Origin of the sequence: Streptomyces longisporus (genome assembly GCF_039532765.1) — a bacterium.
In the GTDB taxonomy this organism is placed as follows: Bacteria; Actinomycetota; Actinomycetes; order Streptomycetales; family Streptomycetaceae; genus Streptomyces; species Streptomyces longisporus.
Map to the genome: position 1 here is coordinate 380491 of NZ_BAAASG010000011.1, position 15004 is coordinate 395494.

The window sequence follows — 15004 nt, forward strand, 5'->3', positions numbered from 1 at the left end:
TGGGAGGTCAACTTACTCACAAGTAAGAAAAGGTCAATGGGGCAGCGGTGAGTGGACTGACGTTCTAGCCCTGGCTGCGGTCGGCCTGGTCTATCGCGTCGGCGAGCTGCTGTACGTCCTTGTCCTCGGTCTTCCTCGCCAGCTGCTCGGCACGGTCGTGGAGTTCACCGAGGCCGGGTTCGCCGGGGAGGGGGCGCCGGCGTTCGTCGCCCTGGCGGAGGGCGTCGGCGAAGTAGGCGGCCACGGCGGTGACCTGGAAGCGCGGGCTCGCCTTCCCGAGGGAGTCGCTCAGGGCGCCGGTCTCCAGTTCGCCGGACTTCTCGTGCGGGTCGCGGGTGTCGGGGTCGAGCCAGCGGACGGTCGCCGTCGCGAGGTGGCCGTCGGCCCCTGGCCTGGTGCGGACGGCGTAGAGGGCGGTGACGGTGTGGCCGGGGCCGACCTCGCCGCCGTCGACGCGGTCGTTGCGGAAGTCGTCGTCGGCGACCCGGCGGTCGTCGTAGCCGACGAGGCGGAACTCGGCGACCGTGGCGGGGTCGAAGGCGACCTGGGCCTTGGCGTCGCGGGCGGTCAGGTCGATGTTCTGCGGAAGCTGGTCGCAGAAGACCTTGCGGGCCTCGTCCTGGCCCGACACATACACGGTGTGGCCGTCGCCCTTGTCCGCGAGGCGTTCCATGAGGGCGTCGCCGTAGTCGCTGCCGACGCCGACGCCGAAGAGGGTGATGCCGTACTCGCGGCGGGCCGAGGAGATGCGGTCCAGGATCGAGTCGGGGTCCGTGTCGCCGTCGTTGGCGAGGCCGTCGGATATGAGGACGACGCGGTTGGTGGCGTTCTTGCGGCGGCCCTCGACGGCGGTGGCGTAGCCGGTCTCCACGCCCGCGCCGAGGTTGGTGGAGTAGGTGGGTTCCAGGCCGTCGATCGCGTGGTGGATCTCGCCCCGGTGGCCGCCGAGGCGGGTCATCGGCAGGACCTGCTCGGCCTTCTCGCTGAAGGTGACGATGGCGACCGAGTCCTCGTCGCGCAACCGGTCCGTCATCGTGTCGAGGGACTTCTGCGCGAGGTCGAGCCGGCCGGGCTCGGACATGGAGCCGGAGATGTCGATGACGAAGGTGAGGGCCGCGGGCGGGCGTTCGCCGCTGTCAGCGGCCGGACGGGTGGCGAGGCCCACGCGGACCAGCGACCAGTTCTTCTGGTCGGTGCGGGCGCCGTCGACGGTGACCGTGAAGCCGTTGCCGTCGGGGCGTTCGTAGTCCTGGCGGAAGCTGTTGACGAACTCCTCGGGGCGGATGGTCGAGGGATCGGGGCGCTGTCCCGCGGCGAGGGTGCGGCGGGCGTAGCCGTAGGAGGCCGTGTCGACGTCCAGGGCGAAGGTGGAGAGGTGGTCGTCCGGGGTCGGGGACGGGCCGACGAACCTGTCCTCGCCCTGCTGCCCGCCGGCCGTCGGGGCGGCGGGGGCCGGAAAGCCGCCGTGCGAGCCGTCCGAGGCCTTGTTGCTGCCGTTGGAGCCGCCGCCCGCACCGCAGGCCGTGAGCAGCAGGCCGCTCGTCGCCGTGAGGGCGAGAAGAGCTGCGCGCAGCCGTCGGGTGCGGCGATGTGGCGTGCCCGGGCGTGGTGTTCGGTACCGCTCCATCTTCCGTGCCCCCTTGGTGGGTTGACGCCGACGTCTGTGACTGTGACGGCGCCGGGGGTCGGAATGTGCGGCACGGGGTGTTGCGGATGAATCTCAAGACGGCCACGATCATGGCCGGTCGAGACCGGTGGGTGATCCTCCGTTGACCTAGGACACCACGTCCTTGCGGGCGAAACCCCTGAAGGCCAGGGCGAACAGCACGAGCGCGTACGTTATGGAAATCGCCGTGCCCTGGATCATGCCGGACCACTCCGGGTGCGGCTGGACGGCGTCCGCCCAGGCGAACTGCCAGTGCGCGGGCAGGAAGTCACGCCAGTGGCCGAGGGCCGTCACGGCGTCCAGGACATTGCCGACGATGGTGAGTCCGACGGCGCCGCCGACCGCCCCGAGGGGTGCGTCGGTCTTCGTCGAGAGCCAGAACGCCAGCCCCGCGGTGACCAGTTGGGACACGAAGATGAACGCCACGACCACCAGCAGGCGCTGGGCCGCCGTCCCCGAGTCCAGCGCACCGCCGGTGGGGATCTGCAGCGGGCCCCAGCCGTACGCGGCCGTGCCCACGGCCAGTGCCACCACCGGGAGCAGGATCATCGCGGCCAGGCTGAGGCCGAGTCCGACGACGAGTTTGGACCACAGGAGGCGGGCCCGTGGGACCGGGGCGGCCAGCAGATAGCGCAGGGAGGACCAGCTCGCCTCGGACGCCACCGTGTCCCCGCAGAACAGGGCGACCGGGATGACGAGCAGGAAGCCCGCGGAGACGAAGAGGTTGACGGCGGCGAAGTTGGCCCCCGACGCGGTGGCCGTGTCCATCAGCGTCACCCGGCCGTCGCGGCCGTTCGGGTCGCCGCCGATCGCGAACGCGATGAGCAGCACGAACGGCAGCGCGGCGAGGATCCCCGCCATGATCAGCGTCCGGCGCCGCTTCAGCTGCCGGGCCAGTTCGACCCGTAGGGGCAGGGTGCGGGCGGGCCGGTAACCGGAGGCGGCGTGGAGGGGCTCGGTGTGCTCGGCCAGCGTGCTCATGCGGAACCTCCGATCAGGGTGAGGAAGGCGTCCTCGAGGCGGCGGTGGGGGCCGAGGGAGGCCACCGGGACTTCCAGGCGCACCAGCTCTGCGAGGAGGTCGGCGGCAGTGCCCTTGCGGGCGGCTGGGGGCGGTTCGGTGAGTGCCGCGATTGGCCGTCGTTCGTCTGCGGCGCCGTCGTGGCTGGTCGCGCAGTTCCCCGCGCCCCTTAGGGAGGCTGCCGCACCGGAGGTGCCTTCGCCTCCCCTGCCCGAGACGCCCCCCTCGCCGGGAGCGAGCCGGACCAGGAGGCCTCCATCCGTCCGCACAGCCGACTCGACGCCCGGCAGGGCCGCAACCTTCTCCAGCAGCGGGTCCGGGATGTCGGCTGCCAGGCCCACCAGGAGGGTGTCGCCTGAGCCGATGATGTCGGACACCGGGCCTGCCTGGATCAGGCGGCCGCGGTCCATGACGACCAGGTGGGTGCAGGACTGTTCTACCTCTGCCAGGAGGTGGCTGGAGACGATCACTGTGCGGCCGGCGGCCGCGTAGCGGATCAGCACCTCGCGCATCTCGCGGATCTGCGGCGGGTCGAGGCCGTTCGTCGGTTCGTCGAGGATGAGCAGGTCCGGGAGGCCGAGCATGGCCTGGGCGATGGCCAGGCGCTGGCGCATGCCCTGGGAGTAGGTGCGGACCGCGCGGGCCAGTGCGTCGCCGAGGCCCGCGATCTCCAGGGCCTCGTCCAGGTGGGCGTCCTCGGGCGGGCGGCCCGTCGCCTGCCAGTACAGCTCCAGGTTCTCGCGGCCCGAGAGGTGCGGGAGGAAGCCCGCGCCCTCCACGAACGCGCCGACCCGGGACAGGACCGGGGCGCCGGGGCGGATCGCCTGGCCGAAGACGCGGATCTCACCGCCGTCCGGCCTGATCAGGCCCATCAGCATGCGCAGGGTTGTGGTCTTGCCCGCGCCGTTGGGACCGAGGAGGCCGAGCACCTGGCCCTTCTCCACGCGGAAGGACAGGTCCCGTACCGCATAACGGTCCGCCGACTTGGCGTACCGCTTGCTCAGGTCCGTGATCTGGAGCGGCACTTCCGCCAGCTCGGGGGCCGGGGCCGGCGCGATCGTGCGGCGGCGGCCCGTCAGCAGCAGGGCCAGGGCGAGCACCGCGCCGGCCAGCGGGAGCCACCACACCCAGGACGGCAGCGGGGCGGCCGCGGCCGTCACGCCGGGTGCCGTCGGCACCTTCAGATCGCCCTTGAGGGAGACGGTGTACGTCGCCGGGGCGGCCGGGGAGGCGTAGCCGAGGTCGGTGGAGGCGAGGACCAGGCGCAGCCGGTGGCCCTGCTCGACCTCGTGGTCGACGGCCGGGAGCGTGATCGTCACGTCCTTGCCGGCCTTCGCGCCCTCGACGCGGACGGGGGCCACGAGCTGCGAGGGCAGCACGGGTGCGCCGCCGCCGGGACCGACGTCGTACACCTTTCCGAACAGCACGGCGTCGTCGCTGGTCGACCTGACGTGGACGGTGACCGTGGGCGATCCGGTGATCCGCAGGCCGCTGCTCACCGGTGCCGACTCGAATTGCGCGTACTGGCCTGGGAAGTCCAGTGACACCCCGACGCCGAGCGAGGACAGCTGGGCGAGGCCGCCGGAGCCGCCGAGGCCGGGCAGCGCGGAGACGGCGGGCGGGCTGGCACCCGCGGGGTTGGCGAAGCTCTGCTGCGAGCCCCGGAGCCGCACGGAGCGTTGTCCGCTCTCCAGGCCCGGGTACGTGTCGTCGGTCGCTCCCCGCAGCACGGCCGCGCCGTCCGTGGAGTCGACGCCTCCGGTGCGGGTGATGCGGAAGGCCGGGCCCGTGTCCGTGCCCTTCTCGTCCTTGAGGTACTGGTCGAACCAGGCACGCACGCGTGTCTGGACGCGGCTCGTCTCCATGTCGCCGCCGTCGTGCCCGCCGGCGATCCAGTCGACGTCGACCGGGGCGCCATGGCCACCGATGGCCTTCGCCGCCGCGTCCGCCTGGCCGAGCGGGAAGAGGGAGTCCGTCTGGCCCTGCACCAGGAGCGTCGGCACCTTGATGCGGTCGGCCACGGCGGACGGGGAGCGGGCGGCGAGCAGCTCACGCGCCTGCGCGTCCGGTTTGCCCGACTCCGCGACCCGCTCGTACATCCGGCACAGCTCGGGCTGGAACTTGGCGCAGCCGCCGCCGGAGTTGATGAAGATGCCCGCCCACAGCTTCTTGAAGACGCCGTTCGGGAACAGGGCGTCCGCCAGGTTCCAGTAGGTGATCGCCGGGGCTATGGCGTCCACCCGGTGGTCGTACCCCGCTGCCAGCAGGGAGATCGCGCCGCCGTACGAGGCGCCCGCGACACCCACGCGCGGGTCGCCGGGCTTGTCGAGCTGGACCTGCGGCTGCTTCGCCAGCCAGTCGATCAGCTTGGAGACGTCGGCGACCTCGCCCTGGGGATCGTTCAGCCCGATCTTGCCGGTGGACTTCCCGAAGCCGCGGGCCGACCAGGTCAGTACCACGTAACCGTCTGAGGCCAGGTCCTCCGCCTGCTGCCGGAAGTCCTGCTTGCTGCCGCCGAAGCCGTGGGCGAGCAGGACGGCGGGATGGCGTCCGCCGGTGGAGCCCGGGGTGAAGTACGAGGTGTCGATCCGCACCCCGTCCATCGCCATGATGCGGTCGGTCCGGTGCACCGGGGCCTTGTCGTCCGAGGCGACGGCCGTCCACGTTCCCGCGCCCGCGAGTACGACGACGGCGGCCCCGGCGGCGAGTAGCCTCCGGGGCCCCCGAAGCAGCCCTCGCGGACGGGGCAGTCGAAGATCCATGTCTCAACGGTACGGGGCGTCTCTGACAGTCGGGGCAGACCGCGGGGTGAACCTGGGGCCGGCTGTGTACCGCGGTTGGTGTACGGCTGATGGCCCGGTCGCTTCCCTTGTCTGCCGACCGCGACTGCGTCGTGGCTTGTCGCGCAGTTCCCCGCGCCCCTGAACGCCCCTGCGGGGCGAATCAGGTCCGCTGGTCCTCCGGGAGTGAGACCAGCCAGCGCGTGTCCTTGCGCGGGCGCAGGTAGAAGGCCCAGTACAGGGTCGCCACCGCTGTGATGCCGCCCGTCCACAGCAGGTAGCTCGTCTCCTGCTGGCTGAGGATGTAGGCCAGGACCGCGATCAGGAGGATCGGCATGGCCGGCCACAGCGGCATGCGCCAGGCCGGGGTGTGTTTGTGGGAGCCGCGGCGGGAGAGGAGGGCCGCTACCGCCACCAGGAGGTACATGCCCGTCACCGAGACGCCCGTGACGCCGTACAGGGTGTCCAGGTTCACGAAGCAGAGCAGGGCGCCGGGGACTCCGACGGCGAGGGTGGCGACCCAGGGGGAGCCGAAGCGGCCGAGCTTGGCGAAGACGTTGTTGACCGGCTCCGGCCAGGCCTTGTCGCGGGCCGAGGCGAACAGGACACGGGAGTTCTGGATGACCATGACGATGCCCGCATTGATGATCGCGAGGGCCACGCAGAGGCTGACGAAGGTGCCGACCGCGGAGTTGGACCAGGCGGTGACCATGGAGCTGATGTCGCCGCCGGTCAGCGTGGAGAGGTCCGAGGCGCCCATGGTGATCGCCACCACCGGGACCAGGATGATCACCGTCGAGATGGCGAGGGTGGCCAGGACCGTGCGGGCGACGTTGCGGCGCGGGTGCTCCAGTTCCTCGGAGAGGTAGACGGCGGTCGAGAAGCCCTGGGTGACGAACAGGGCGATCGCCAGCCCGGACACCACCATCATCGCCGTCACCGTGTCGGTGTGGTGGCCGGAGCCCGCCACCTGCATCGAGACAAGGCTCCCGGCGCCCCGCTGGCTGTGTGCGAAGCCCAGGACCGCCACCACGGCCGCCGCGATGACCTCCAGGACCAGGAAGATGCCGGTGATCCAGGCGTTGGCCCGCAGGTCCAGCAGACCGGCGAGCGTCGCCAGGAGCATGACTCCCGCGCCCGCGATCGCCGGGTCCAGATGGACGACCGGTGCCAGGTAGTCCGCCGTGCCCATCGCGATCACCGGCGGGACGATCATGACGACCAGGAGGGAGAGGACGAAGACGAGCCAGCCCGCGAGCCGTCCGGCCATCGTCGAGACCATCGCGTACTCGCCGCCCGCGCTGGGGATCAAGGTGCCGAGCTCCGAGTAGCAGAACGCCACGGCGATACAGAGCAGGGAGCCGATGGCGATCGTCAGGGCGGTGGCGGTGCCGAGCGAGCCGAACAGGTCCGGGACGACCACGAAGAGCGTGGAGGCCGGGGTCACGCAGGAGAGGGTGAGGAGAGTGCCGCCGACCACCCCGATGGAGCGTTTGAGGGCCTTGGGGCTGCTGTCCGCCGTCTTGGGGACGGCGGTCTCGGCAGGGCGGAGCATGTCGGTCATACGGCGGATTCCGATCGACTCGTGCGGATGCCTCCGGCGGCTGGGTGGCTGCATGGAATCCCGACGGAAACCGTCGCGTCAATGGTTCACCACCTACGGAATCCGTAGCCAAACGTCCTTACGGATGTTGATTACGACACAACGGGTCGGTCGGTATGGGCGCTTGTCCCGCTACGGGAACCGCAGCGTGCGCCCGCAAAAAAATGGGGCCGTCCGCATGGCGGACGGCCCCTGACGCCTTCGTCAGTGGTTGCGCGGGAAGCCCAGGTCGACGCCGGAGGGGGCGTCGGCGGGGTCGGGCCAGCGGGTGGTGACGACCTTGCCGCGGGTGTAGAAGTGCGTGCCGTCGTTGCCGTAGATGTGGTGGTCGCCGAAGAGGGAGTCCTTCCAGCCGCCGAAGCTGTGGTAGCCGACGGGGACCGGGATGGGGACGTTCACGCCGACCATGCCGGCCTCGATCTCCAGCTGGAAGCGGCGGGCGGCGCCGCCGTCCCGGGTGAAGATCGCGGTGCCGTTGCCGAACGGCGAGGCGTTGATGAGGGCCACGCCCTCCTCGTAGGTGTCCACACGCAGGACGCACAGGACCGGGCCGAAGATCTCGTCCTGGTAGGCCTTGGCGCTGGTCGGCACCTTGTCCAGCAGCGAGATGCCGATCCAGTGGCCGTCCTCGAAGCCCTCGACCGTGTAGCCGGTGCCGTCGAGCACGACCTCGGCGCCCTCGGCCGCCGCGCCCGAGACATACGACGCCACCTTGTCGCGGTGCACCTTCGTGATCAGCGGGCCCATCTCGGAGGTCGGGTCGTTGCCGGGGCCGATCTTGATCTTCTCGGCGCGCTCGCGGATCTTCTCCACCAGCTCGTCGCCGATGGAGCCGACCGCGACGACCGCGGAGATGGCCATGCAGCGCTCGCCCGCGGAGCCGTAGGCGGCCGAGACGGCGGCGTCGGCGGCCGCGTCCAGGTCGGCGTCCGGCAGGACCAGCATGTGGTTCTTGGCGCCGCCCAGCGCCTGCACCCGCTTGTGGTTCGCGGCGGCGGTGGTGTGGATGTAGCGGGCGATCGGGGTGGAGCCGACGAACGACACCGCCTTGACGTCCGGGTGCTCCAGGAGGCGGTCGACGGCCACCTTGTCGCCGTGCACGACGTTGAAGACGCCGTCCGGCAGGCCGGCCTCGGCCAGCAGCTCGGCGAGCTTGACGGAGGCCGACGGGTCCTTCTCGGACGGCTTGAGGACGAAGGTGTTGCCGGTCGCGATGGCGATCGGGAACATCCACATCGGGACCATCGCCGGGAAGTTGAACGGCGTGATGCCCGCGACCACACCCAGCGGCTGGCGGATCGAGGAGACGTCGACGCGGCTCGCGACCTGAGTGGACAGTTCGCCCTTGAGCTGCACGGTGATGCCGCAGGCGAGGTCGACGATCTCCAGGCCGCGGGCGACCTCGCCGAGCGCGTCGGAGTGCACCTTGCCGTGCTCGGCGGTGATCAGCTCGGCGATCGCGTCCCGGTTCGCGTCCAGCAGTGCGCGGAAGCGGAAGAGGATCTCCGTGCGCTTGGCCAGCGAGGACTGGCCCCAGGTCACGAAGGCGTCCTTGGCCGCCGCCACCGCCGCGTCGACCTCGTCGACCGAGGCGAAGGCGACCTTCGTGGTGACCGCGCCGGTCGCAGGGTCGGTGACCGGCCCGTACGTACCCGACGCGCCTTCGACGGTCTTGCCGCCGATCCAGTGGTTGACGATCTTCGTCATGCCCAGTTACTCCTTCACAGATGGCGGCGTCGGGTCGAGACGTGCCGTTCGTACAGCTCGCGGGCCTTCACCGCCGACGGTCGGGTCGCGGTCTCGGCCACAGGTACATCCCACCAGGCCTGCGCCGGCGGCGGGCCCGACACAGTGTCGGCCGTTTCGGTCTCGACGTAGACACATGTGGGTGTGTCGGCGGCGCGCGCCGCGGCGAGCGCCGTCCGCAGGTCCGCCACGGTCTTCGCGCGCAGCACCCGCATGCCCAGGCTGGCGGCGTTGGCGGCGAGATCCACGGGCAGCGGCGCCCCCGTGTACGTACCGTCGTCCGACCGGAAGCGGTACGCGGTGCCGAACCGCTCGCCGCCCACGGACTCGGACAGGCCTCCGATGGACGCGTACCCGTGGTTCTGGATCAGCAGGACCTTGATCGCGATGCCCTCCTGTACGGCGGTCACGATCTCCGTCGGCATCATCAGATACGTTCCGTCGCCGACCAGCGCCCACACGGGCCGGTCCGGGGCGGCCAGCTTCACGCCGATCGCGGCGGGTATCTCGTAGCCCATGCAGGAGTAGCCGTACTCCAGGTGGTACTGGTCCCGCGACCGAGCCCGCCACAGTTTGTGCAGGTCACCGGGGAGGGAGCCGGCCGCGTTGATGATCACGTCCGACTCGTCCACCAGCGCGTCCAGGGCGCCGAGGACCTGCGGCTGCGTCGGGCGTACGTCCGGCTCGTCGGCCTCGTAGCAGGCGTCGACGCGCTGTTCCCAGCGCTCCTTGTCCTCGGTGTACTCGGTGACATAGGAGGCCGGGACTTCGTACGCATGCAGGTCGAGGGCCGCGGTCAGCTCCTGGAGGCCGCTGCGGGCGTCCGCGATCAGGGGCAGACCGGCGAGCTTGTGGCCGTCGAAGGGCGCGATGTTGACGTTGAGGAAGCGCACGCCCTCGCCGCTGAAGAGGGTGCCGGAGGCCGTGGTGAAGTCGGTGTACCTGGTCCCCACGCCGATCACCAGGTCGGCGGTGCGGGCGAGTTCGTTCGCGGTCGCCGTGCCGGTGTGGCCGATGCCGCCGACGTCCTGGGGGTGGTCGTGGCGCAGGGAGCCCTTGCCTGCCTGGGTGGAGGCGACCGGGATGCCGGTGGCCTGGGCGAACTCGGCGAGGGCCTCCTCGGCGCGGCTGTGGTGGACGCCGCCGCCGGCGACGACGAGCGGCCTGCGCGCGGACCTGATCCCCCGTACCGCCTCGGCGAGTTCGGCCGGGTCGGCGCCCGGACGTCGTACGACCCAGGTGCGCTCGGCGAAGAACTCGTCCGGCCAGTCGAAGGCCTCCGCCTGCACGTCCTGCGGGAGGGCCAGGGTCACGGCACCGGTCTCGACGGGGTCGGTCAGCACCCGCATGGCGTTCAGGGCCGACGGGATCAGGGCTTCCGGCCGGGTGATGCGGTCGAAGTACCTCGACACCGGTCGCAGGCTGTCGTTGACCGACACATCTCCGGCGTAGGGGACTTCGAGCTGCTGGAGGACCGGGTCGGCGGGGCGGGTGGCGAAGACGTCGCCGGGCAGGAGCAGGACCGGGAGGTGGTTGACGGTCGCGAGGGCGGCGCCCGTGACGAGGTTGGTGGCGCCCGGGCCGATGGACGTCGTCACCGCGTGCGTGGACAGGCGGCCCGACTGCCTCGCATAACCGACCGCCGCATGCACCATGGCCTGTTCGTTGCGGCCCTGGTGGAACGGCATGTCGTCGGCGTACTCGACGAGCGCCTGGCCGATGCCCGCCACGTTGCCGTGGCCGAAGATGCCCCAGGTGGCGCCGATCAGCCGCTGCCGGACGCCGTCGCGCTCGGTGTACTGGGCCGACAGGAAGCGGACGAGTGCCTGCGCGACCGTGAGCCTCGTCGTTGAGGACGTCATCGGTAACCCTCCGTGTGTTCCGGATGGAAGCAGATCCGCCACTCCCGGGTCTCGCCCGGGCCCGCCATGACATTGAGGTAGTACATGTCGTGGCCGGGCTGGGCGACGGACGGGCCGTGCCATCCGTCGGGGACGAGGACGGCATCGCCGGAGCGGACCTCCGCGAGGACGTCCGATCCGCCCTCACGGGAGGGGGATACGCGCTGATAGCCGAAACCGTTCGGCCCGTCGATCTCGAAGTAGTAGATCTCCTCCAGCTCCGCCTCCACGCCCGGCCGGTGCTCGTCGTGCTTGTGCGGCGGGTACGAGGACCAGTTGCCACCAGGGGTGATGACCTCGACGGCGATGAGCTTGTCGCAGTCGAAGGCGTCAGCAGAGGCGAAGTTGCGGACGTGCCGCAACTGGGTGCCGCTGCCGCGCTCTTCGACGGGGACCTCCGGCGCGGGGCCGTAGCGGGCGGGGAGTTGTCGCTCGCACTTCGCTCCTGCCAGGGCGAAGCGGCCTCCCGCGCCGGAGGCGATCTGGACCCGGGCGTCACGGGGTGCGTACGCGAAGTCGGAGACCGACGCGAACACGTTGTCCCTGCCCAGGAGTTGGAACTCTGCGTCGCTTGTGCCGTCGGCTGTGCGCACGGTACATCCGCCCTGCAGCGGAAGCACGATCCACTCACTGTCGCCGGTGGTGAAGGTGTGTGTACCACCCGGCTCCAGCTCGACGATCCGCAGACTGCAGTACGCCCAGCCGGCCCGCTCGGGGTCGATGTCGAGGGCGTAGTTGCCATCCGCGGTGGTGCCCCGCGCTACGTACAGCTCCTTGCTGCTCATGCGGTCCTCACAGCAGTCCTACGGCGGTGTCCACGGCGGCGGCCACATCGCCGTCCGCCGGGTACAGCAGCGAACGGCCGACCACCAGGCCGCGCACGGTGGGAAGTTGGAGGGCGCCGCGCCACTTCTCGTACGCACCGTCCTGATCGTCGCCCACCTCGCCGCCCAGCAGCACGGCCGGCAGCGTGGAGGTCTCCATGACCTCGGACATGTCGTCCGGGTTCTCGGTGACCGGCAGCTTCAGCCAGGTGTAGGCCGAGGTGCCGCCCAGCCCGGAGGCGATGGCGATGGACTTGGTGACGGCCTCGGCGGACAGGTCGTTCTTCAACCGGCCCTCGTCCGTGCGGCGGCTGAGGAACGGCTCGACGAAGACGGGCAGTCCGCGCGCGGCCATGTCGTCGATGGCGCGGGCGGTGGACTCCAGGGTGGTGAGGGAGCCCGGATCGTCGTAGTCGATGCGCAGGAGCAGCTTGCCGGCGTCGAAGCCGAGGCGCTCGATGTCCTCGGCGCGATGGCCGGTGAAACGGTCGTCGAGCTCGAAGCTGGCGCCCTGGAGGCCGCCGCGGTTCATCGAGCCCATGACGACCTTGCCGTCGAGGGCGCCGAGGAGCAGCAGGTCGTCGAGGATGTCGGCGGTGGCGAGGACGCCGTCGACGCCGGGCCGGGAGAGCGCAAGGCAGAGGCGTTCCAGCAGGTCGGCGCGGTTGGCCATGGCGAACCTGCGGTCGCCGACACCGAGCGCGCCGCGGGCCGGGTGGTCGGCGGCGACGATCATCAGCCGGCCGGAGTCACCGAGCAGCGGCCTGCGGGTGCGCCGGGCGGCGGCCTCCGCTATCGCCTCGGGGCGGTGGGCACGGATGCGGACGAGCTCCGCCACGTCGACGGTCACAGTACGGCCCCTGCCAAGAGCGCGGCCTCGATCTCGTCGGTGGTCGGCATGGCGGAGGAGCACTCCAGGCGGGAGGCGACGATCGCGCCGGCCGCGTTGGCGTGCCGCATGATCGTCTCCAGGTCCCGGCCCTCCAGCAGACCGTGGCAGAGGGAGCCGCCGAACGCGTCGCCGGCCCCGAGGCCGTTGAGGACGTTCACCGGGAGGGGCGGGACCTCGGCGGACTCGCCCTTGCTGTTGACGGCGAGGACGCCCTTGGGGCCCTGCTTGACGACGGCGAGTTCGACGCCCGCGTCCAGCAACGCCTGGGCGGCGGCGCGCGGTTCACGCACTCCGGTCGCGACCTCCACCTCGTCGAGGTTGCCGACCGCGACGGTGGTGTGGCGCAGGGCTTCCTCGTAGAAGGGGCGGGCGGCTGCGGGCCCGCGGCGGGAGCCGCTGGTGTCACTGCTCCAGAACATGGGGCGCCAGTCGAGGTCGAAGACCGTCGTACCGGCCTTGGCCCGGTGGGCGAGGGCCGCCAGCGTCGCCGTGCGGCTGGGCTCCTCGCTCAGACCGGTGCCGGTGACCCAGAAGATGCGGGCGTCGCGGATGGCGTCGAGGTCGAGCTCGTGGGCGTCTATCTCCAGGTCGGGGGCCTTGGGCTGCCGGTAGAAGTACAGCGGGAAGTCGTCCGGCGGGAAGATCTCGCAGAAGGTGACCGGAGTGGGCAGGCCGGGGACCGGGGTGACCCAGCGGTCGTCGACGCCGAAGCCCCGCAGGGCCTCGTGCAGATAGGTGCCGAAGGGGTCGTCGCCGGTGCGCGTGATCACCGCCGTACGGCGTCCGAGGCGGGCCGCGGCGACCGCGACGTTCGTCGCCGAGCCGCCGAGGAACTTGCCGAAGTTCGTCACCTGCGGCAGCGGGACACCGGTCTGGAGCGGATACAGGTCCACTCCGATCCGCCCCATGGTGATCAGGTCGTACGCCATCGACTTCCCTTCGTTACGGCTCTCCCCGCGTTTCTAGCCCCGCACGCGGAGCCCTGTCAATGTTTTGTCCAGACATTCGGACGAGACCTTGACAGCGCTTACCGTCGCACCGAAGCTGACCGGCATGACGTCGTTGTCGCCCTCTTCCTCCTCACTGTCCCGCATCCGGATCGGGTCGGCTCCCGACTCCTGGGGTGTGTGGTTCCCCGACAACCCGCAGCAGGTCCCCTGGCAGCGCTTCCTCGACGAGGTCGCGCAGTCCGGCTACGAGTGGATCGAACTGGGCCCGTACGGCTACCTGCCGACCGATCCGGCCGTACTCACCGAGGAGACCTCACGGCGCGGCCTGAAGGTGTCGGCGGGGACCGTGTTCACGGGCCTGCACCACGGTGAGGCGGTGTGGGAGAAGACCTGGGCGCATGTCGCGGACAACGCGGTGCTCGCGCAGGCCATGGGCGCCTCCCACCTGGTGGTCATCCCGTCCTTCTGGCGGGACGACAAGACCGGTGAGGTGCTGGAGCCGGACACGCTGACGACCGAGCAGTGGCGCAATCTGACCTCGCTGACCGAGCGGCTCGGGCGAGAGGTGCGGGAGCGGTACGGGCTGCAGATCGTCGTCCATCCCCATGCCGACACGCATGTCGACAGCGAGGAGAACGTCGTCCGGTTCCTGGACGGGACGGACTCCGATCTGGTGTCGCTGTGCCTGGACACGGGGCACTACGCGTACTGCGGCGGGGACAGCGTCAAGCTGATCGAGACGTATGGGGAGCGGATCGGGTATCTGCACCTCAAGCAGGTGGACCCGGAGATCCTTGCTGACGTCCGCGCCAACCAGGTGCCGTTCGGACCTGCGGTGGCGCGGGGTGTGATGTGCGAGCCGCCGGCGGGCGTGCCGGCGCTCGGCCCCGTTCTGGAGGCCGCGCAGAAGCTGGACGTGGATCTGTTCGCGATCGTGGAGCAGGACATGTATCCGTGCGAGCCGGACAAGCCGTTGCCGATCGCTCAGCGGACTCGGGCGTTTCTGCGGTCGTGCGGGGCGTAGCGGGCGCCTACTGATGTGCCGGGTCCTGTGCGACTGCGGTCGTGCGGTGTTCGTGACTTGTCACGCCCTCCAGGCCGATGTCAACGCCCCACGCCCCTGAGCCCGCCGGTGCGTTTGCTGCGCTCGTGTCACAAACACCACCTCGCTGTCACGGGTGTCGCAGGTGCGCGAGGCTTGTGTCACACCCGTCCCACAGACCCTGCCTTCCCCTCACGCTCCGTCGTTGACCGGGCACAGATCTGTGATCGCCAGCGCAGCGCCCGGTTCCCCCGACGGCCGCCCCCGGCCGCCCCCGCGGTGCGCGCGGGGAGGTGCTACCCATGACCGACCGAAGGCTCTGGTCGTACAAGGAGATCGCGGCGCACATCAAGGTGCAGCCGGACACCGTGCGGTCCTACCGCAAACACGGGCTGCTGCCGCCGCCCGACCATGTCGAGGGCGGCAAGCCCTTCTGGTACGCGGACACGGTCCGGGCCTGGGTCGCCTCCCGGCCCGGAAACCGCGGCCGCAGAGACGACGAGGCCCCCGACCACCCGTTCTCCTGACCTCCTGACCTGCCGAAAAACGACCTGTGCCCCACCTGACCAGTGGGGCACAG

At 70.8% G+C, this 15004-nt stretch carries 11 protein-coding genes; 2 read left to right on the top strand and 9 right to left on the bottom strand.

Annotated elements, in window-relative coordinates; translation table 11 throughout:
* Positions 1 to 64: 64 nt before the first annotated feature.
* From ABD355_RS24205 to iolC, 9 genes are all read right to left on the bottom strand, one after another.
* Positions 65 to 1627 carry a vWA domain-containing protein gene (locus ABD355_RS24205; protein WP_344402685.1) on the bottom strand — a complete coding sequence of 521 codons (1563 nt, stop codon included), beginning with the start codon at positions 1625 to 1627 and terminating at the stop codon, positions 65 to 67.
* A gap of 147 nt (positions 1628 to 1774) precedes the next feature.
* Positions 1775 to 2647, bottom strand: coding sequence for an ABC transporter permease (locus tag ABD355_RS24210; RefSeq protein WP_344402687.1), 873 nt, complete (start codon positions 2645 to 2647; stop codon positions 1775 to 1777).
* Positions 2644 to 5448 carry a CocE/NonD family hydrolase gene (locus ABD355_RS24215; RefSeq protein WP_344402689.1) on the bottom strand — a complete coding sequence of 935 codons (2805 nt, stop codon included), beginning with the start codon at positions 5446 to 5448 and terminating at the stop codon, positions 2644 to 2646. Before ABD355_RS24215 ends, ABD355_RS24210 begins: the two co-directional genes overlap by 4 nt.
* Positions 5449 to 5629: 181 nt before the next feature.
* Entirely contained in the window at positions 5630 to 7030 is a 1401-nt protein-coding gene (locus ABD355_RS24220; RefSeq protein ID WP_344402690.1) for an APC family permease, read from the bottom strand.
* A 243-nt stretch (positions 7031 to 7273) separates the two neighbouring features.
* Positions 7274 to 8776 carry a CoA-acylating methylmalonate-semialdehyde dehydrogenase gene (mmsA, locus tag ABD355_RS24225; RefSeq protein WP_344402692.1) on the bottom strand — a complete coding sequence of 501 codons (1503 nt, stop codon included), beginning with the start codon at positions 8774 to 8776 and terminating at the stop codon, positions 7274 to 7276.
* 14 nt (positions 8777 to 8790) lie between these two features.
* Complete coding sequence (gene iolD / locus ABD355_RS24230) at positions 8791 to 10677, bottom strand: 3D-(3,5/4)-trihydroxycyclohexane-1,2-dione acylhydrolase (decyclizing) (protein WP_344402693.1); 1887 nt, start codon at positions 10675 to 10677, stop codon at positions 8791 to 8793.
* On the bottom strand, positions 10674 to 11501 hold the full coding sequence (gene iolB, locus ABD355_RS24235; protein ID WP_344402695.1) for a 5-deoxy-glucuronate isomerase: 828 nt from the start codon (positions 11499 to 11501) through the stop codon (positions 10674 to 10676). Before iolB ends, iolD begins: the two co-directional genes overlap by 4 nt.
* Before the next feature lie 7 nt (positions 11502 to 11508).
* Positions 11509 to 12390 carry a Cgl0159 family (beta/alpha)8-fold protein gene (locus ABD355_RS24240; RefSeq protein WP_344402696.1) on the bottom strand — a complete coding sequence of 294 codons (882 nt, stop codon included), beginning with the start codon at positions 12388 to 12390 and terminating at the stop codon, positions 11509 to 11511.
* A complete protein-coding gene (iolC, locus tag ABD355_RS24245) occupies positions 12387 to 13361 on the bottom strand; it encodes a 5-dehydro-2-deoxygluconokinase (RefSeq protein WP_344402698.1) in 975 nt (324 codons plus the stop codon). Before iolC ends, ABD355_RS24240 begins: the two co-directional genes overlap by 4 nt.
* A 124-nt stretch (positions 13362 to 13485) precedes the next feature.
* On the opposite strand from iolC, the gene ABD355_RS24250 reads away from it, so the two are divergent.
* Both ABD355_RS24250 and ABD355_RS24255 read left to right on the top strand, forming a co-directional pair.
* The gene (locus tag ABD355_RS24250) at positions 13486 to 14406 is read left to right on the top strand and encodes a sugar phosphate isomerase/epimerase family protein (protein ID WP_344402699.1); all 921 of its coding nucleotides are present in this window, start codon (positions 13486 to 13488) and stop codon (positions 14404 to 14406) included.
* Between the two features lie 320 nt (positions 14407 to 14726).
* Positions 14727 to 14951 carry a helix-turn-helix transcriptional regulator gene (locus tag ABD355_RS24255; protein ID WP_344402700.1) on the top strand — a complete coding sequence of 75 codons (225 nt, stop codon included), beginning with the start codon at positions 14727 to 14729 and terminating at the stop codon, positions 14949 to 14951.
* Positions 14952 to 15004: the final 53 nt, after the last annotated feature.